Below are 19,169 nucleotides of genomic sequence, written 5' to 3'. Positions count from 1 at the left end.
GAGCGCGATTGATGAGGAAATCCCGTGAATATTTTTGAAGCCCTGCGCGAAAGCCACGAGCGCCAGCGCACTTACGCCAAGGCTTTGATCGCGACCAGCGGCGACAGCCCTGAGCGAGTCGAGGCCTACAAGCAGCTCAAAGCAGAACTGCAAGCGCATGAAACCGCTGAAGAGCGGCATTTCTACATTCCGTTGATGGAAATCGATGAAGGCGTGGACCTGAGCCGCCACGCCATCGCCGAACACCACGAAATGGACGAGATGATGGAAGAGCTCGACGAGACCGAAATGTCCAGTCCGGCCTGGCTGGCCACGGCCAAAAAGCTTTCCGACAAGGTTCATCACCACCTCGAAGAAGAAGAGCACAAATTCTTCCAGATGGCCGGCAAGCTGCTCGACGATAAACAGAAAACCCAACTCGCCGGGCAGTACGAAAAGGAGTATCAGGCGCAACTGTCTGAATGACCAAAGGCGACTCGGCGTGTAGGTGTTCAGCTACACGTTGGGTGCGATGCGTCGTCGAGCACTGGTTATGCATCCAGTGTTTCCGGGCTTTTTACGTCTTGCACACTGGGACTGTGACAAAAGCGCCGATGGACAAAAAATTCACCTCCGTTAGCTTGAAGGCCTCTCCTCGGGAAGGAGAGTTCTCAAATCAACGGAGTGAGCAAGATGAATCAGGCAATCCCACAAACCCAACTCAAACACGGTCGTGTCACCTCGCCAGCGAGTCGCGGCGCGGTCGCCATCGACCTCGGCTTGCTAGGCGCCTGGCAAGTCAATGAAATGGAAGGTGGCAAGAACTTTCCGGCCATGGACGCCGGACCTTTCCCGCAACCTTTCGAGACCGACTCGGACAGCGTCGCGCCGCCGGCCGATGGCTACATTCTCAGCGGCGGCAAGACCGATGCCCGCGATTGCGTCAATTACACCGACGACGAGATGAGCAAGAAGCTCGGCCGTTCATTCAACTGGCCGCTGCTGAATGTCGATCCGGGGCAGATTTTCGAGGTCAGCTGGGCGTACACCGCGCCGCACACCACCCGAGGTTATCGCTGGCTGATCACCCAAGACGGCTGGGATCCCCAGCAACGCATCAGCCGTGCGCAGCTGGAAACCCAGCCGTTATTCGAAGACTTCTACCCGCAAGTGCCGTATTACAGCCATGCCGGCGAATTGAAGGCCAAGGTCGATCATCAAGTGAAGCTGCCTGCGAACAAGCAGGGTCATCACGTCATTGTGCTGATGTGGATCGTCGCCAATACCGGCAACGCCTTCTACCAGGCCTTCGACGTCGACTTCCAGTAACCGCGGGAGCGGAACGAGCCCGGTAGCGCTGCCGGGCTTTTTTTGTCGGCGCAATTGTCCGACCATGGCAGTCCCCCATGAAGACAGGATCAGACGCGATGTCCAACACAGCCGAACGGGTCAACATCGTCGACACTCAGGTGTTGTCCCACGACTGGTATCTGTTGAAGAAAATCACCTTCGATTACCACCGCAACAACGGCGAATGGCAGCGCCAGACCCGCGAGGTATACGACCGGGGCAACGGCGCGGCGATTCTGCTGTTCAACCGCGAAAAGCGCACGGTGGTGCTGACCCGCCAGTTTCGTTTGCCGGTGTTCGTCAACGGCCACGATGGATTGTTGATCGAGGTGGCCGCCGGGTTGCTGGAAGGTGCCGCCCCTGAGCAACGCATTCGTGACGAAGCCGAGGAGGAAACCGGTTATCGCGTGCATGACGTGAAAAAAGTATTCGAGGCGTACATGAGTCCCGGCTCGGTGACGGAGAAGCTGCATTTTTTTATCGCCGAATACGACGCCGCGTCCAAAGTCAGCGACGGTGGTGGCCTGGAAGAGGAAACCGAAGAACTGGAAGTGCTCGAATGGGGCTTCGATGAGGCACTGGCAGCATTTCAACGCGGCGAGATCTGTGACGCCAAGACCATCATGCTGTTGCAGTACGCAGCGATGAATAACCTCTTCGCTTGATTCGGGCAGGAGCTGCCGAAGACTGCGATGGCTCAGCATACTGGCTGAACGGGGAGGCGCAATACCCAAAGCCGGCCATACTGCTTGTTGCTCCTGAAGCGTTGCCCTGCGTTTTGCGCAGTCCCCAAAAACAAAAAGAGATCGACTCATGAAGTACGAACCTTTGGCCAGATCGCTCATTGCGACCTCTCTGGCGCTCAGCTGTCTCATGGCTCACGCGGCATCAGTGGCGCCGGTGGCGGCGGAAAACGGCATGGTGGTCACCGCGCAACATCTGGCGACCCATGTCGGCGTCGACGTTTTGAAAAACGGCGGCAATGCCGTGGATGCGGCAGTGGCCGTGGGCTATGCGCTGGCGGTGGTCTATCCGGCTGCGGGCAACCTTGGCGGCGGCGGGTTCATGACTATTCAACTGGCGGACGGGCGCAAGACCTTTCTCGATTTCCGTGAAAAAGCGCCGCTGGCAGCGACCGCCAACATGTATCTGGACAAGGACGGTAACGTCATTCCGGAACTGAGCACGCGCGGGCACCTGGCGGTCGGCGTACCGGGTACGGTGTCCGGCATGGAGCTGGCGCTGAGCAAATACGGCACCAAACAGCGCAAGGAGATGATTGCCCCGGCGATCAAACTGGCCGAAGACGGTTTCGAATTGCAGCAGGGCGATGTCGAGCTGCTCGAATACGCGACGGATGTGTTCAAGAAGGACATGCGCGATTCCGGCTCGATCTTCCTCAGCAACGGCGAGCCGATGCAGGTCGGGCAGAAACTGGTGCAAAAGGATCTGGCGAAAACCCTGCGGACAATCTCCGACAAGGGCGCCGACGGCTTCTACAAAGGTTGGGTCGCCGATGCCATTGTCACTTCCAGCCAGGCCAACAAAGGCATCATCACCCAGGCCGACCTGGACAAATACAAGACTCGCGAACTGGCCCCGGTGGAATGCGATTATCGCGGCTATCACGTAGTCTCGGCGCCACCGCCAAGCTCCGGCGGGGTGGTGATCTGCCAGATCATGAACATTCTCGAAGGTTATCCGATGAAGGACCTGGGCTTCCATTCCGCTCAGGGCATGCACTACCAGATCGAAGCGATGCGCCATGCGTACGTCGATCGCAACAGCTACCTCGGCGATCCGGATTTCGTGAAGAATCCGATCGAGCACCTGCTGGACAAGAATTACGCGACCAAACTGCGCAACGCCATCCAGCCGCAGAAGGCTGGCGTGTCGGCTGAGCTCAAGCCCGGTGTAGAGCCCCACGAGGGCAGCAACACCACGCACTATTCGATTGTCGACAAGTGGGGCAATGCCGTTTCGGTGACGTACACGCTCAACGACTGGTTCGGCGCGGGCGTCATGGCCAGCAAGACCGGGGTGATTCTCAACGACGAGATGGACGACTTCACCTCCAAGGTCGGCGTGCCGAACATGTACGGGCTGGTCCAGGGGGAGGCCAATGCCATCGCACCGGGCAAGGCGCCGCTGTCGTCGATGAGTCCGACCATCGTCACCAAGGATGGCAAAGTGGTGATGGTGGTCGGCACGCCGGGTGGTAGCCGGATCATCACCGCGACCTTGCTGACCATGCTCAACGTCATCGATTACGGCATGGGCTTGCAGGAAGCGGTCGACGCGCCGCGCTTCCATCAGCAGTGGATGCCGGAGGAAACCAACCTCGAAGACTTCGCCGCCAGCCCGGATACGAAAAAAATCCTGGAAAGCTGGGGCCACAAGTTTGCCGGCCCGCAGGATGCCAACCACATCGCCGCGATTCTGGTCGGCGCGCCGTCACTGGACGGCAAACCGGTTGGCAAGAATCGCTTCTACGGCGCCAACGATCCACGGCGCAATACCGGCTTGTCTTTGGGTTACTGAGCGGAGTAAAAAGGGGCGGGCGCAGGTCCGCCCTATTCTCAAGGACTGATCAAGGAAGGCTCGACATGACCACCGCATTACTGATCATCGACGTCCAGCAGGCGCTGTGTGCTGGTGAATATCAGTGCTTTGAAATCGACCGCGTGATCGCCACGATCAATGATCTCAGCCAACGCGCCCGTACGGCTGGCGTTCCGGTGGTTTTGATTCAGCACGAAGAAAAGGACGGCTCATTTGTTCGCGGTGCTGAGGGTTGGCAACTGGCGAAAAACCTTCTGACTTCTACGAAAGACCTGCGCGTAGACAAAACCACCGGGGACTCTTTCTACCAGACCGATCTCGGCAAGCTGCTGCCCAGCGAGGACTTCGAACGCCTGATCATCTGCGGCCTGCAAACCGATTACTGCGTCAACGCCACGGTGCGCAGCGCGCATTCACTGGGCTACGACATCGTCGTCGCGCAGGATGCGCATTCGACGGTCGATAACGGCAACATGAGCGCCGAGGACATCATTGCCGAACACAACAAGGACTTCGCCGCCCTGACCAGTTCCGTGGCACGAATCGACGTCAAACCGGCAGCCCAAATCACCTTCTGAACTCACATAAAACCCCTGTGGGAGCGAGCAGACTCTACGACAACGGCGATTTACGGCAGCAGCACTGGCATAATCCCCGCCGCCCGAAGAATGGAATCTCTCGATGTTCGCTATCTACCTGCGTCACGCCGTGGCGCTGACATCTCTCGTCCTCGCCTGCACCGCCCACGCCAGCAGTTTCGATTGCACCCATGCCACCAGCAAAACCGAAAAAGCCATCTGCACTGATCCCTACCTCTCAACCCTTGACGACAAGCTCGCCGAGCAATGGCGGACCACGCTGGGCAAAGTTGCCGATCCCAAAATGCTGAAAACCGACCAGCGTCAGTGGCTGAAAAACCGCAACGCCTGCGGTGCCCTGAGCGCGTGTCTTCGGCGCGAATACCTGATGCGCCTCACTGAGCTCGAACACGCGGTTCAGCCCTTCAGTTGGGATGCCACCTGGCAACTGATTCCGCGCGGCACCTCGACCTCGGCGACCCTTGTCACCCAACGTCGTAATGCCACGCATATCGCCATCGATATCTCGGCAGGCGAGGGCGCCAATTCCGGAGACTTGACTGGCGTTGCCATACTCAAGGATGGAACAGCCGTGTACGCCGAGGACGCCTGCAAACTCGCCTTCACGCCCATCAATGGCGTACTGAACGTCACGCAAACCGGTGCGGACTCCGACTGCGGCGGAGGCATGGGCGTGTATTACGCCGGTCGGTATGTCGCCTCCGAACAACCGCTGAAGCTGGATTACGATCTGCTCAGCCTGGGTCTGGCTCGCACACCCGCAGAAGATCAGGCACTGCGTTCGCTGCTCAAGACCGACTACCAAAAACTGGTAGAGACCTCCGGTTCCTTGCAGGTCGGCGAAAACTCAAAAGATGTGCCCGATGCTCAGGTTGTAGAAATGTGGATGCGCGGTCTCGGCGGCATCGGGATCCTGATGAGCGCGGCCGATGCGCAGGTCTGGCTGATCTTCAAAAGCTACGATGACCAGAGCCATGAACATCTGCGGTACTACACCAACGTGGCGAAGTGGAAGAAGCGGCTGCCCGATGTGCTGCAGGGCTGGTATGACCGCATGCACGAAAGTCAGTCGTCTCTGGTTCTGGAAATGATGCCCTGAGCCACAACTCCATCCGCCTCACGCACTAACCGTTCGATCTGCGCCAATTCCCACGTGCTGAGCAGACTCACCGGGTCGGTACCATAACGCTGCCAAGTGTCCAGCGTCGCTTCATCCCCGGCGCAGTTGCGCGCGTATTCACAGTGATGCAAGTGTCCCTCGGCGAAGTCCAACCGCAGATGCCAGCCCTCGATATCAACGGCAATCAGCCCGGTCTCGGACATTACCTGGCAGACTTCGAACCCAAGCACGCCCAGCGCAGCTTCGCGCAGGCGCTGACACACATCACGGGCGGACAAAAACGCTGACATGCTGCGACTCGATTCGATGGACAAGCCTGCAAGGATAAGGCCCGCGCCACCCCATGTCAGCGTTTCACTGGCCCGAGGCTGAACAATTCCGTAACATTCGCCTCCCTCTTTTTTCGCGAAAACAGCAGCCGTGCCCAGCGGCCGCTCAGTCAGGTAAGCCATGAAACCGATTCGTCTGCGCGCCGATGTCCTCGCCGGACTCACCACCTCATTCGCCCTGTTGCCCGAATGCATTGCTTTCGCGCTGGTCGCGCATCTCAATCCGCTGATGGGCCTGTACGGCGCGTTCATCATTTGCACGCTGACGGCATTGTTTGGCGGTCGACCGGGCATGGTTTCCGGTGCGGCGGGTTCGATGGCGGTGGTGATCGTCGCGCTGGTGGTGCAACACGGCGTGCAATATCTGCTGGCGACGGTGCTGCTCGGCGGTCTGATCATGATGGCGTTCGGGCTGTTGCGCTTGGGCAAACTGGTGCGCATGGTGCCGCATCCGGTGATGCTCGGTTTCGTCAACGGCCTGGCGATCATCATTGCGCTGGCGCAACTGGAGCACTTCAAAAGCGGCGAGCACTGGCTCAGCGGTACGCAGCTGTATCTGATGACCGGGCTAGTGCTACTGACCATGGCCATCGTTTACATCCTGCCGCGCCTGACCAAAGCGGTACCGCCGGCCCTGGTGGCGATCCTTGGTGTCGGCCTGCTGGTCTACCTGTTCGGGCTGCCGACCCGCACCCTCGGCGACATGGCGCACATTGCCGGCGGTCTGCCGACATTCGCCATGCCGGACATTGCGTGGAGCCTGGAAACGCTGCGCATCATCGCCCCGTACGCGATCCTGATGGCGATGGTCGGCCTGCTGGAAACCCTGCTGACGCTGAACCTGACCGACGAGATCACCGAAACCCGTGGCTATCCGGATCGCGAGTGCGTAGCGCTCGGCGCGGCGAACATGGTGTCCGGGGCGTTCGGAGGCATGGGCGGTTGCGCGATGATCGGGCAGACCGTGATCAATCTCAGCTCCGGCGGGCGCGGGCGCTTGTCCGGCGTGGTTGCCGGTGTGCTGATTCTGTTGTTCATTCTGTTTCTGTCACCGCTGATCGAGCGTATTCCGCTCGCCGCGCTGGTGGGGGTGATGTTTGTGGTGTCGCAGCAGACCTTCGCCTGGGCGTCGTTGCGGGTGATAAACAAGGTGCCGCTGCACGATGTGCTGGTGATCATCGCGGTGACCACCATCACCGTGTTCACCGATCTGGCCACGGCCGTGCTATGCGGGATCGTCATCGCCGCGCTCAACTTCGCCTGGCAGCAGGCCCGCGAACTGTATGCCGATGAACATCTTGAAGCCGATGGCAGCAAGCTCTATCGCCTGCACGGCACGCTGTTTTTCGCCTCGACCACGCCGTTTCTCAACCAGTTCGATCCGGCCAACGACCCGGCCAAAGTCACTCTCGATTGCCGGCACCTGAGCTTTGTCGATTACTCGGCGATCGCCGCATTGAAAACCCTGCGTGAACGCTACGCCAAGGCGGGCAAGCATCTACAGGTGTTTCATCTGTCGGAACGCTGCAAGAAATTACTCAAGCGCGCCGGCGTCGATCACGACTGACGCCGCTGGTTTTGCGTCCTTGAGCCAGGTCTTGCCGAGAATCCGCGAGACCTGTTCGGCGGAGTAGGGCTTGGCGAGAAATTCAAAACCTTCGTACCCGCTGCGGGCCAGTTCTTCGCTGTAGCCGGAGGTGAGAATCACCGGCAGGTCGGGGCGACGCTGACGCAGTTCCTTGGCCAACGCGACGCCGGTGATGCCCGGCATGACTACGTCGGAAAACACCGCATCGAACGCGCTGGCATCGCTACCGGCCAACTGCAGGGCTTCTTCAGCGTTGGTCGCCCATGCGGTTTCATAGCCCAGATCCTGGAGGATCTGGTTGGCGAAACGGCCGACGTCGAGATTGTCTTCTACCACCAGCACCCGGCGTTTTTCGCAGGCCGGCTGCACCTCGCCATCGTCCTCTGCTTCGTCCATTTCTGCCTCGATCGCCGGCACTTGCGGCAAATACAAGGTGAACTCGGTGCCTTGGCCAAGGACGCTGGAAACATCGACGTTGCCGCCCGATTGCTTGGCGAAGCCGAACACCTGCGACAGCCCCAGCCCCGTGCCTTTGCCGACAGCCTTGGTGGTAAAGAACGGCTCGAAGATGTGTTCGAGGGTGTGTGCGTCGATGCCGGCACCGGTGTCGGCCAGGGCAATCGACACGAAATGGCTGCTGGACCCCGCGTGGCCGCGAATCGGCGGCAGCGCTTTATGGCACTCCAGGCGCAATTTCAGTTCACCCTGACCATTCATGGCGTCGCGAGCGTTCAGGGCGATGTTGATCAACGCGGTTTCAAACTGACTGAGATCGACGCGGATGTAGCAGGGGTGATCCGGGCGCTCGACGCACACGTGAATCTGCGCGCCGGTGACCGATTCGAGCATTTCGCCGATGTTTGCCAAACGTTCGCCGGCGTCGACTACCTGCGGATTGAGCGGCTGACGGCGGGCGAAGGCGAGCAACTGGCTGGTCAGCTTGGAGGCGCGCTCGACCGTGTCGGAAACCGCGCGCATGTAGCGTTGGCGGCGTTCTTCCGGCAGGTTGGGCTGGCGCAGAAAATCCACCGACGAACGAATGATCGTCAGCAAATTGTTGAAGTCATGGGCGACGCCGCCGGTCAATTGGCCGATGGCTTCGAGCTTCTGCGACTGGCGCAGCGCCGACTCGGCCTGGGCCAGACGCAGGCTGCGCTCTTCGACCCGTTGCTCCAGCGTGGCATTGAGTTCAGCCAATGCAAGCAGGCCCTCGCGCACGTTGGCGTCGGCGCGCACTCGCTCGATGTGCGCCCAGCAACGTTCGGTGACTTCGCTGAGCAGCGCCTGTTCGAAGCTCGACCACACACGCGGCACTTTGTCGTGAATGGCCATTAACGCGGTAAGACGACCTTGCTTGATCAGCGGCACGCAAATGGTGGCGGTGATGCCTATGCCCTGAAAGGTCGCTGATTCTTCCGGCGGCAATTCGCTGCGGTTGTCGTGGATCACCAAAGGTTGACCCGCGCGCAGAAGGCGTACGGCTTTCTCGCCGAAATCGCGCAAATGGTAGTGGCCGACGATGCTCGGCGAACCCGGCGCTGCATAGTCGCCGCGAATGGTGAAGCCATCCTCGTCGGCATCCATGTCGGCGTAGGCGCAATTGGACAGACGCAGTTGCTCGACCATCAGCCGCGTGCTTGCCGCCAGGATTGCTTGCGCATCCGTGGCATTGGTCACCGCTTCGCCGATGGCATCGAGGACCGCCAGGCGTCGGTTGAGATAAACGGTCTGGGTGGTCTCGGTGACGGTGTCGATCATGCCGACGACATTGCCGTGGGAATCACGAATCGGGCTATAGCAAAAAGTGAAGAACGCCTGCTCCGGGCCTTTGCCGCGTTCGATCTGCAGAGCAAAGTTTTCGATGTAGGTGGCCTGGCCGGCGTACGCGGCCTCAGCAATCGGGCTGATCTCGTGCCAGGCTTCCTTCCAGATGTCGCTGAAAGGGCGTCCCAACGCGTGCGGCTTGTCGCCGAGAATCGGTACGAAGGCGTCGTTATAGAGAGTGATGAGTTGCGGGCCCCAGACGATCGCCTGAGGGAAATGCGAGGCGAGACTGAGCGAGACAGTGGTCTTGAGTACATCGGGCCAGTTTTCCAACGGGCCGAGGGGCGAATTTGCCCAGTCGTGACGGCGGATCTGCCCGGCCATCTCGCCGTTGTCTTGCAACCAGTCTGTCATGGGGTTCGTGTCTTTCCGGGCATTTGTCTGAGAACAAAGACCTGCGCGCAGGGTGTTTGGTTTCAGCGCACCAGACACTGTTTGCGCTGCGAATTATTCTGACCTACATCATGGCAGCAAAAAACAGCGCTGGCGAAAAGAGCATCTTTTCGCCAGCGGATTTTTCTTCAGTTCGTGAGCGACTGCTCAGGCCTCTACGGCCGGGAAGTCAATGTCGGTCAGCGCCGTGTTGTTCAGGTAGTTGGTCAATGTCTGCACGGCCACCAGGGCAATCACTTCGATGATCTTGCGGTCATCGATACCGGCAGCGCGGGCAGTGGCCAATTGTTCATCGCTCAAGTGGCCACGGGTTTCGGTCAGTTCGCGGGCGAGGGCGGCGTAGGCATTCAGTTCGCCGTGACGTGCCGCGATGATGTCCTGCGCCGACAGCCCGGCTTTGCCGGCAAACACGGTGTGTGCGGACAGGCAATAGTCGCAACCGTTGACTTGCGAAGTAGCGAGGTAGATGGCTTCTTTCTCTTTGCCGCTCAATGAGGTCTTGCCGAGGATGGCCGAGGCTTGCAGGTAAGTGTCGAATGCAACCGGCGCCTGGGCGAGGGTGGTGAAGACGTTGGGCAGGAAGCCGATTTTTTTCTTTACGCCTTCCAGTGCGGGACGGGTGGCATCGGTGGCGGTGTCGAGGCTGATTGCAGGGATGCGGCTCATGGTGATTCTCCGAAATTCCGCAGCGAAGTGCAGCGGCGATTGAGAGATCTTAGGGGCTGCCAATGGCGCTTTGGCGGCAAATCGTCGAGGATATGCGGCAGATCGTCCAGATATGCCTTCGGGAGTCAGCCATGGATCGCCTTTCCACATTACTCAGTCATTTCGGTGTGAACGCCGGCACCTTCCATAGCGGCGCGTTTTGCGGCGTGAGCGTTCACCAAGGCGAACCGGTCGGCCATGTGCATGTTCTGCAAGCCGGGGCGTTGCTGCTCAAACCGGGCAACGAGCGGGAAATTCGCCTGGAAGAACCGTCGCTGATTTTCTTTCCCCGGCCTTTCACTCACCGGATGTTTGCCGACGAGGCCATGGCCAGCCAGGTGGTGTGCGCCTCGCTGAGCTTCGACGGTGGCTCAGGCAATGCCCTGGCCGCCGCGTTACCGGACTATCTGGTATTGAAACTCACCGATATCCCGGAATTGCGCAGCACCCTTGACTGGCTGTTCAACGAAGCTTTTGAAGGGCATTGCGGGCGCGTGGCGGTGATGGATCGCCTGTTTGAATTGCTGGTGATTCTGCTGCTGCGCCATCTCATCGGCAGTCGTGATCAGCAACCGGGCATGATGGCCGGGCTGGCGGATCCGCGCGTGTCTCGCGCCTTGAACCTGATCCACGAGCAGCCGCACAAGCCTTGGAGTGTCGCTGATCTCGCTGCAGCGGCGAACCAGTCCCGCGCCGGTTTTGCCGAGCAGTTCCGCCGCGTGGTCGGGCAGACGCCGGCCGATTACCTGCTGAGCTGGCGCGTCAGTCTTGCGCAGAAACGCCTGCGCGAAGGCCGCCCGATTGCATTGATTGCCGAGGAGGTTGGATACGAAAGTCCGTCGGCGCTGGCCCGGGCGTTTCGGCGCAAGACCGGGCTCAGTCCTCGGCAATGGAAAGCCGAACACTGAACATTACCTGGCGAATTTCTTCGCTCCGGCCACGCAAAGAATCACCCCCAGCGTGACGCCGAGCATGCCGACACTGACCTGCTCATGCAGCAACGTCGCCGCCAGTGCCAGACCAAAAAACGGCTGCAGCAACTGCAACTGCCCGACCGCTGCGATTCCACCTTGTGCCAGACCGCGATACCAGAACACGAAGCCGATCAGCATGCTGAACAGCGACACGTAGCCCAGGCACATCCACGCAGGCAAGCTGATGTCGGCGAACGAAGCGGGCGCCAGCCACAGGCTCAGCACTGCCATCAGCGGTAACGACAACACCAGCGCCCAGCAGATCACCTGCCAGCCGCCGAGGCTGCGCGACAGTTTCGCGCCTTCGGCGTAACCGAGGCCGCAGGCCAGGATCGCCGCGAGCATCAGCAGATCGCCGGTGGGCGAGGCGCTCAAGCCTTGGGACAGGGCAAAGCCCACCACCAATGCGCTGCCCAGCACCGAAAAGAACCAGAACACTGGACGTGGCCGCTCACCGCCACGCAAGACACCAAACATCGCCGTGGCCAGCGGCAGCAATCCTACAAACACAATCGAGTGCGCTGACGTTACGTGCTGCAATGCCAACGCGGTCAGCAGCGGGAAACCCAACACCACGCCCAGCGCCACAATCAACAGCGACAGCCACTGATGATGCGCCGGTCGCCGCTGTTTGAACAACAGCAGAAGTCCGACGGCCAGTGCCCCGGCAATCGCTGCTCGCACCACGGTCAGAAACACCGGATCGAATTCCAGCACCGCCAAACGTGTGGCCGGCAGCGAACCGCTGAAAATCAGCACGCCGATAAAACCGTTGATCCAGCCACTGGTTTTTTCCAGTGCCGGGTGGGCCGCAGTCGATGTTGTGTGCATGTCGGTCGCGCTCAAAAAGTGGCTTGTGTCGCCGTGATCCTAGGGCGGAGAATCAGCACAATCAAAAAATTGTCATGGATACGGCCGACATGCCGCGTTCCCGTTACAAGACCCTGGTTGATCGCTATGCGGCAGACATTCGTGGCGGACGATTGGCGCCGGGCACGCGACTGCCAACGCATCGGCAGCTGGCGAGCCAGGAAGGTCTGGCGCTGGTTACCGCTTCACGGGTTTATGCGGAGCTTGAAGCGATGGGCCTGGTCAGTGGCGAAGCCGGGCGCGGCACGTTTGTTCGGGAAACGTCGCTGGCGCCGGGGCAGGGCATCGATCAGAAAGACGTGGCGGTCGGCATGATCGACCTGAATTTCAACTATCCCTCGTTGCCAGGTCAGGCTGAACTGTTGCGCACGGCGTTGCGCCAACTGGCGTTGTCCGGTGATCTGGAAGCACTGCTGCGTTATCAACCCCACGCGGGACGTGCCCACGAACGCGCCTCGGTGGCGCGACATTTGTCGACACGCGGCGTGGCGGTTGAAGCCGACCAAGTGCTGGTCGTCAATGGCGCTCAGCAAGGTTTGGCGGTGACGCTGATGGCCCTGCTCAAACCCGGCGATGTGATCGCCGCCGATGCGCTGACCTATTCGGGATTCAAGGTGCTGGCCGACGCGCTGCATCTGGAAGTGCTGGCGATCCCGATGACGGAGCACGGCCCGGATTTGCCGGCACTGGACAGACTCTGTCGCCAGCGTGCGGTGCGCGCCGTATACAGCATGCCGACGCTGCACAATCCGCTGGGCTGGGTCATGCCACTGGAACAGCGCGAGCAATTGGTGGCGATTGCCCGGCGGCACAATCTGACAATCATTGAAGACGCTGCCTACGCGTTTCTGGTCGAAAATCCGCCATGTCCGTTGATTGAACTGGCACCGGAACGGACGTTTTACGTATCGGGCCTGTCGAAAAACATCGCCACCGGATTGCGGGTCGGCTTCATTGCCGCGCCGCTTCCTCTAGTGTCCGCACTGGAGCGAATCATTCGCGCGACGACATGGAACACGCCTGGGGTGATGACCGCCATTGCGTGCGGCTGGCTCGACGACGGCACCGTCACCGTGCTTGAGGCGCAGAAACGTCGTGATGCGATGGCGCGACAGGCCTTGGCCGCCGAGGTGCTCAAAGGGCTGCGCTACATTGCTCATCCGGCCTCGTATTTTCTGTGGTTGCCGTTGCCCGAAGATGTGCGTGCCGATCAGATCGTGGTCGAGTTGATGCAGCAGCAGATTTCCGTCACCAGCGCCGAGCCGTTTTCGCTGTCGACCCATACGCCCCATGCGATTCGTCTGGCTCTTGGCTCGGTGGACATGCACGTGTTGCGTCAGGCGTTGATCACCGTCAGAACGATTGTCGGCGCTTATCTGTAAACTGCACCCACGCCATGCGAAGCGAGGTTTGGACTGTTCAATGAAATTCACCACGACACTGTTTCTCGCCTTGATCTTCAGCACCAGCGCACAGGCTGAGGGCGATCCTGAGGCCGGGGCGAAAATCTTTCCGCGTCTGTGCGGCGGTTGCCATCAGGTTGGCGAGTCGGCTCGTTCGGGGTTTGGTCCGCAGCTCAACGGCATCATTGGCCGGGCTGCGGGGACTTCGGCCAATTATGTTTATTCCGATGCGATGAAGAACTCGGGGATTACCTGGGATCGGGCGACGTTGAAGGCTTATCTCGAGGATCCGAAAGGGGTGGTGCCGGGGACGCGGATGATTTTCTGGGGGCTGAGTGATGAGGAGAAGCTGGAGAATCTGTTGGCTTATCTGCAGAGGTTCAGTGCTGAGCCCTAGTCGGGCGATGGTTTCCTGGCTGATTGAGTACATAGCCATTGCTGCGGTAACGGCTGCTTAGGGTTCCGCCCTTACGGCGGGTCACCTTTTTTTGCTTTTCTGTGGGAGCGAGCCTGCTGGCGAAAGCGGTTCTCCAAACGACCCATATTTCCGCTTTTACCCCATCCCTGTGGGAGCTGGCTTGCCAGCGATGGGGTCGGTGAGCCGGCCTGTCTCTGGTTGATATACGCCGGTGTCAGTGGGCATGGAACGCGACCTGATTGCGCCCCGCAGCCTTCGCCTGATACAGCTGCTGATCGGCACGTTTGATCAGCGTCGTATGGTTGTTGTCCGCCGGATCTGCCAGGCCAAGGCCAATACTCACGGTAACGTTGCCGACGCCGGGAAACTCCGCGTCGGCTACCGCTGCGCGAATCTTTTCGGCGACGACTTCCGGGGTGTCGGGTTGCGCGACTTCCGGCAGCAGTACGGCGAACTCTTCGCCGCCGTAGCGGGCGACGAAATCGGTGCTGCGTACGCTGTTCTGGATCAAGGTCGCCAGTTGTTGCAGGACCTCGTCACCGACCGCGTGGCCGTGGCTGTCATTGATGCGTTTGAAGTGGTCGGCATCGATCAGCAGCAGGGCAAACGGGCGTCCGGTGCGTCGGGACAGCAGCGAGTATTCAGTGATTTTTTCGTCAAACCGGCGACGGTTGTAAACGCCGGTCAGGCCGTCGTGAGTGGCCAGGCTCAGCAGCTCGGCGTTGGCCTCGGTGAGTGCGGCGGTGCGTTGCGCCACGGTGGCTTCAAGCGAGGCGTTGGCTTCTTGCAGTTCGCGTTCCTTGCCGAGCAGTGACTGCGTCATTGCGTCGATGGACTGGCCGAGCTGGGCGATTTCCAGCACCGGATGCTGGAGCTGAAACTGCGCGCCGGCCTGGTTGTTTTGCACTTGTTTGGCCGAGCGTGCCAGTTGTTCGATCGGCCGGCTCAGGTACAGCGCCAAGTAATAAGCCACCAGACCGAAAACGATGGCGGCGAAAACGCCGAGGATTAGCAATTCGTATTGCAGCATCCGCGCCGGTTGCAGCGCAGTCTCCAATGGCTGGCGAATGGCGATCGACCATGATAGCGCCGTGCCCGATGGCGTCGGCACGGTGACCATGCTGGTCAGGTAACCGTTGGCCGCCGTCCAGCCCGACAATACCGGATCGTTGGTCGCCAGCTGTTGGCCCATCAGCGCTTCGGGGTAGAGCACCTTGCCATCGTGGTCGACGATCAGCGCCTGAATATCCGGCGCCGAGTTCTTGTGGGAAAACGCCGCCGACTCGACGATGCGCGTCACCCAACTCCAGTGCGCATGTGCACCCAGCACGCCGATCACCTGCCCTTCGGCATTGTGGATTGGCGCGGCGAAATCGATGAAGCGCAGCGGCTCGCCATTGGGCAGGCCCGGCAACAACTTGGCCAGCAACACAGCTTCATGGGGATCGCCGGTGTATTGCCGGCGCAGGCCGATCTGGAACCACGGGCGTTTCTGCACCGATTGACCGACCAGCAGATCATTGACCGCCTGGCGCACGTTGCCCTCGGCGTCGGTGACGCCCATCCACGCATATTCGGCGCGCGCCTGGGTGCGCAACTGCATCGACTTGAGGATGGCTGGATTGTCCAGATCACCACGCTCCAGATGCGGCGCGCGACTGAGCAGGTAGACCTCCAGTTGCCGTTCGCGCAGTTGTTCGCCCAATAGCGTCGCCGCCGCGCGCGCCGTGTTCAGCAACGCGTTGCCGCTGGCCTGTTTCATTTGTTCGGTGGCGATGTGACCGACATAAAAGCCGACGCTCAATAACGTCAGCAGGGACAAACCGCCGAACCACAGGGTGAGATGGCTACGCAGACTGGCTTTGAACATGGAGGCGGGTGTCTGTCTTTATTGAAGTGGCGCCATGGTATGCGACATCGCCGACGGCGGGCCAGCGAACGGGTTCAAGTAAATACAAAGAAGATTGATGTCAATGAGCCATCATTTTGGTTAGAATGCGCGCCGCCCGAGAGACGGATCCCGGGCGTTTCCCCATGGAGTTTTACTGTGAAATACCTCAGCAAAGTAGTCGCCGCCGCACTGTTCGGTGTGGTTCTGGCAGGTTGCACCGGCGCCCCGATGAAAACCGCCCATTACGACAGCAACCAATACACCGTGGTTGGCCACAGCGAAGCATCGGCCACCGGCCTGCTGCTGTTTGGCATTATCCCAATCCGCCAGAACAGCCGATTTGTGCGCGCGCAAAACGCGGCCATCCAAGCCAAGGGCGGCGATGCAATGATCAACACGCAGGTTCAGGAAAACTGGTTCTGGGCCTGGGTTCTGACCGGCTACACCACCACCATCTCCGGTGACGTGGTCAAGCTGAAAACCGCGCAATAAGCGACGGCTGAATGCAAAAAAGCCCGGCTGATCAGGCCGGGCTTTTTCATGGGGGTTGCGGTCATGCAGTAGATTCATGCAACGCGGCGCTCGATCAGACGATCAGAGCCACCTTCAGCGACGCGGCGTTCGATCAGACGATCAGAGCCACCTTCAGCGACGCGGCGTTCGAGCAGACGATCAGAGCCACCTTCAGCAACGCGACGTTCGATCAGACGATCAGAACCACCTTCAGCCAGACGGCTTTCGATCAGCTTGTCCGAGCCGCCTTCAGCGACCAGGGTGTGAGCAGGCGTTACTGCAAAAGCGTTAACTGCGAAAACCGAGAAAGCGATGCCGAGAAGGGTTTGGCGTTTCATGATCGTGTGCTCCAGAAAGTTGTTTGTTTGTCTGGAGCCGATGTTACGCCGCGCAGTTTTTATGAGAACTTCATTGACGTGATGGTGAACATCGACGCCGATGATGTTTGCCAGGAGCGTTGATTCAGAGCGCTTTCGCCCGGATGCACAACTCGCCGCTGGCACGAATCAGCGCCAGGTCGTGCAGCGCATCGGCGCCCAGAGTGCCGCGGACATCGGCCAGCCATGCCGGGCAATTCGGATCCTGGCGATAGGGCGCGAAGGCGGCGTACTGCTGCAACAAGCGCTTTTGCAGTTCATCCAGGCGCGGGCGGATCTGTTTGCCCAGATCCGGACGCGGTGTGTCCGGTGCAGCACCTGCCGCTTGCCATTGCGCGAGCAGACCGTATTGCACCAGTTTGTTCGCTTCCATCTGTGCGGCGATAAGTTGCGCGACGTCGTCCGGATCGAGTTTGTATTCGGTGGCCAGAGTTCGGGCATTGGCGATGACCTGCGCCTCACGCGGGCTGTCCTGAATAGGCTTGCCGCTGTCCCATTTGGTCAACGCAACCAGATCACCGATGCTCAGGCGTTCATTCAAAGTGGCCAGTAGCGGTTTCAACGAAGCAGGCGCCGCTGCGGGTGCGGCTGCCTGAGCGTAGGCGGCCGACAGAGCGAGGAGGGAACCAAGCAGAAAATTTGCAACGTTACGCATGAACCGAGCCTCAATAGTACGTGTCGACAGAGTCGCTGATTTACCACAGCCGCAACACTGACACAAAGCGATGCACGGCATTTACACAAATGCAAAACAGACAATCAACACCGTCTGGAAATGTTGATTGCACGCTGCACGCAACTCACCGAAGCTATCGTCAATCAGGCCTGCCGCCGTCGAGATGGACCTCCATTCAATGCATAGCGCCACCTTCGCCAAACCGCTCTGGCAAACCTATCTGCTGTTTCTCGCGCCGATGGTGCTGTCGAACTTCCTGCAATCGATGTCCGGGACGGTCAACAGCATCTACATCGGTCAGATGCTCGGCACCCAAGCGCTTGCGGCCGTATCCGGCATGTTTCCTGTCGTATTCTTTTTCATCGCCCTGGTCATCGGCCTCGGCGCTGGCGCGGGCGTGTTGATCGGTCAGGCGTGGGGCGCGCGCGAAACGCATATGGTCAAAGCGATTGCCGGAGCGACGTTGCTGCTGGGTGTGTTGATCGGTTTGGTCGCGGCGGTGCTGGGCACGGTGTTTGCGCGACAGGCACTGACGGGGTTGGGCACGCCGGCGGATGTACTCGATGACGCGGTGGACTATGCCCGCGTCATGTTGTGGATCCTGCCGTCGTTGCTGGTATTCGTCCTGTTTACCCAGTTGCTGCGCGGTGTCAGCGATACGCTGTCGCCACTGCTCGCGCTGATCGTCTCAACCGCCGTGGGGCTGGCGCTGACGCCAGCGCTGATTCGCGGCTGGCTGGGTTTGCCGCCATTGGGCATTCAGAGCGCGGCGTATGCCGGGCTGGCGGGGAATCTGTCGGCAATGGCGTGGCTGGCCTGGCGGCTGATTCGCAAGGGCCATCCGCTAGCGCCGGATCGAGAGTTCTTCGCCGCGCTGCGATTGGATCGGGCCATTCTCGGCAAGGTCCTGCGCATCGGCCTGCCCACCGGGGTACAGATGATCGTCCTGTCGTTATCGGAGCTGGTGATCCTGGCACTGGTCAATCAGCACGGCTCGCAAGCGACAGCGGCGTATGGCGCAGTAACGCAGATCGTCAACTATGTGCAGTTTCCGGCGCTGTCGATTGCAATCACCGCATCGATCCTTGGTGCCCAGGCAATCGGCGCCGGGGATCTGCAACGCATGGGTCCGATCCTGCGCACCGGGCTGTTGATCAATGTGTGCCTGACCGGTGGCCTGATTGTGCTGGGTTATCTGTTATCGCACTGGTTGCTGGGCCTGTTCCTCACCGAGGACTCGACCCGGGCGATGGCCGAGCACCTGCTGCATATCATGCTCTGGAGCCTGTTGGTATTCGGTTTCCAGGCCATCATCGGCGGGATCATGCGCGCCAGCGGCACTGTCCTGGTGCCGGTGGTCATTTCGATTATCTGTGTGGTCGGCGTGCAGTTGCCGGCGGCTTACTGGCTCGACGGGCAGTTCGGTTTGCAGGGTGTGTGGATGGCGTTCCCGGTTGCCTATTTGGGGATGCTGATACTGCAGACGCTCTATTACAAACTGGTCTGGAAGCACCAGAAGATCGAGCGGTTGATTTAGGCACGGCGGACAAACATTTCTCTGTTCCCGGAGACGAAAGCATCGTAGCGTATGCGCCCAC

At 60.0% G+C, this 19,169-nt stretch carries 18 protein-coding genes and 1 pseudogene; 12 read left to right on the top strand and 7 right to left on the bottom strand.

What is annotated here, in order from left to right:
• Positions 1–24 precede the first annotated feature (24 nt).
• From J5M66_RS14645 to J5M66_RS14620, 6 genes are all read left to right on the top strand, one after another.
• A complete protein-coding gene (locus J5M66_RS14645) occupies positions 25–465 on the top strand; it encodes a hemerythrin domain-containing protein (RefSeq protein ID WP_016775257.1) in 441 nt (146 codons plus the stop codon).
• 207 nt (positions 466–672) lie between these two features.
• Positions 673–1,308, top strand: coding sequence for a lytic polysaccharide monooxygenase auxiliary activity family 9 protein (locus tag J5M66_RS14640; protein WP_207808128.1), 636 nt, complete (start codon positions 673–675; stop codon positions 1,306–1,308).
• Between the two features lie 98 nt (positions 1,309–1,406).
• Positions 1,407–1,994, top strand: coding sequence for an NUDIX domain-containing protein (locus tag J5M66_RS14635; protein WP_024013397.1), 588 nt, complete (start codon positions 1,407–1,409; stop codon positions 1,992–1,994).
• A gap of 148 nt (positions 1,995–2,142) precedes the next feature.
• Complete coding sequence (ggt, locus tag J5M66_RS14630; protein ID WP_207808129.1) at positions 2,143–3,870, top strand: gamma-glutamyltransferase; 1,728 nt, start codon at positions 2,143–2,145, stop codon at positions 3,868–3,870.
• Between the two features lie 65 nt (positions 3,871–3,935).
• A complete protein-coding gene (locus J5M66_RS14625) occupies positions 3,936–4,469 on the top strand; it encodes a cysteine hydrolase family protein (RefSeq protein WP_123442135.1) in 534 nt (177 codons plus the stop codon).
• A 103-nt stretch (positions 4,470–4,572) separates the two neighbouring features.
• Complete coding sequence (locus J5M66_RS14620; RefSeq protein WP_207808130.1) at positions 4,573–5,589, top strand: lysozyme inhibitor LprI family protein; 1,017 nt, start codon at positions 4,573–4,575, stop codon at positions 5,587–5,589.
• Here the strand turns inward: J5M66_RS14620 and J5M66_RS14615 are convergent.
• Positions 5,556–5,900, bottom strand: a complete 345-nt coding sequence (locus J5M66_RS14615) for a hypothetical protein (protein WP_123442136.1) — start codon at positions 5,898–5,900, stop codon at positions 5,556–5,558. The genes J5M66_RS14620 and J5M66_RS14615 overlap by 34 nt on opposite strands.
• Positions 5,901–6,060: 160 nt before the next feature.
• On the opposite strand from J5M66_RS14615, the gene J5M66_RS14610 reads away from it, so the two are divergent.
• Positions 6,061–7,506, top strand: coding sequence for a SulP family inorganic anion transporter (locus J5M66_RS14610; protein WP_207808131.1), 1,446 nt, complete (start codon positions 6,061–6,063; stop codon positions 7,504–7,506).
• Here J5M66_RS14610 and J5M66_RS14605 read toward each other — a convergent pair.
• Complete coding sequence (locus J5M66_RS14605; protein ID WP_122612147.1) at positions 7,474–9,705, bottom strand: response regulator; 2,232 nt, start codon at positions 9,703–9,705, stop codon at positions 7,474–7,476. The two genes, J5M66_RS14610 and J5M66_RS14605, sit on opposite strands and share 33 nt — an antisense overlap.
• Before the next feature lie 186 nt (positions 9,706–9,891).
• Positions 9,892–10,410: a carboxymuconolactone decarboxylase family protein gene (locus J5M66_RS14600; RefSeq protein ID WP_207808132.1), complete on the bottom strand. Its 519-nt coding sequence runs from the start codon at positions 10,408–10,410 to the stop codon at positions 9,892–9,894.
• Positions 10,411–10,541: 131 nt separating this feature from the next.
• Here J5M66_RS14600 and J5M66_RS14595 point away from each other — a divergent pair, with 131 nt between their 5' ends.
• The gene (locus J5M66_RS14595) at positions 10,542–11,357 is read left to right on the top strand and encodes an AraC family transcriptional regulator (protein ID WP_130899270.1); all 816 of its coding nucleotides are present in this window, start codon (positions 10,542–10,544) and stop codon (positions 11,355–11,357) included.
• A gap of 3 nt (positions 11,358–11,360) precedes the next feature.
• On the opposite strand, the gene J5M66_RS14590 is transcribed toward J5M66_RS14595, so the two are convergent.
• Positions 11,361–12,254: a DMT family transporter gene (locus tag J5M66_RS14590; protein ID WP_207808133.1), complete on the bottom strand. Its 894-nt coding sequence runs from the start codon at positions 12,252–12,254 to the stop codon at positions 11,361–11,363.
• Positions 12,255–12,343: 89 nt separating this feature from the next.
• On the opposite strand from J5M66_RS14590, the gene J5M66_RS14585 reads away from it, so the two are divergent.
• On the top strand, positions 12,344–13,675 hold the full coding sequence (locus J5M66_RS14585) for a PLP-dependent aminotransferase family protein (RefSeq protein ID WP_207808134.1): 1,332 nt from the start codon (positions 12,344–12,346) through the stop codon (positions 13,673–13,675).
• A 40-nt stretch (positions 13,676–13,715) separates the two neighbouring features.
• Complete coding sequence (locus tag J5M66_RS14580; RefSeq protein WP_207808135.1) at positions 13,716–14,093, top strand: cytochrome c family protein; 378 nt, start codon at positions 13,716–13,718, stop codon at positions 14,091–14,093.
• A 235-nt stretch (positions 14,094–14,328) separates the two neighbouring features.
• On the opposite strand, the gene J5M66_RS14575 is transcribed toward J5M66_RS14580, so the two are convergent.
• Positions 14,329–15,984 carry a diguanylate cyclase gene (locus J5M66_RS14575; protein WP_207808136.1) on the bottom strand — a complete coding sequence of 552 codons (1,656 nt, stop codon included), beginning with the start codon at positions 15,982–15,984 and terminating at the stop codon, positions 14,329–14,331.
• Between the two features lie 177 nt (positions 15,985–16,161).
• On the opposite strand from J5M66_RS14575, the gene J5M66_RS14570 reads away from it, so the two are divergent.
• Positions 16,162–16,497, top strand: a complete 336-nt coding sequence (locus J5M66_RS14570) for a hypothetical protein (protein WP_024013386.1) — start codon at positions 16,162–16,164, stop codon at positions 16,495–16,497.
• 77 nt (positions 16,498–16,574) lie between these two features.
• On the opposite strand, the pseudogene J5M66_RS26975 reads toward J5M66_RS14570, so the two are convergent.
• Together J5M66_RS26975 and J5M66_RS14560 are read right to left on the bottom strand one after the other, a co-directional pair.
• Positions 16,575–16,856: pseudogene (locus tag J5M66_RS26975) on the bottom strand (hypothetical protein); the annotation flags it as partial.
• 124 nt (positions 16,857–16,980) lie between these two features.
• Positions 16,981–17,550: a chorismate mutase gene (locus tag J5M66_RS14560; RefSeq protein ID WP_024013384.1), complete on the bottom strand. Its 570-nt coding sequence runs from the start codon at positions 17,548–17,550 to the stop codon at positions 16,981–16,983.
• A gap of 199 nt (positions 17,551–17,749) precedes the next feature.
• Between J5M66_RS14560 and J5M66_RS14555 the strand changes: the two genes are divergently transcribed.
• The gene (locus J5M66_RS14555) at positions 17,750–19,108 is read left to right on the top strand and encodes an MATE family efflux transporter (RefSeq protein ID WP_207808138.1); all 1,359 of its coding nucleotides are present in this window, start codon (positions 17,750–17,752) and stop codon (positions 19,106–19,108) included.
• The last annotated feature ends 61 nt before the right edge of the window (positions 19,109–19,169 follow it).

This window comes from Pseudomonas sp. 67(2021) (assembly GCF_017491835.1).
Classification (GTDB): Bacteria; Pseudomonadota; Gammaproteobacteria; order Pseudomonadales; family Pseudomonadaceae; genus Aquipseudomonas; species Aquipseudomonas atacamensis.
The sequence above is the reverse complement of the archived record's forward strand: the minus strand, read 5'-3'. Positions and strand labels throughout refer to the sequence as shown.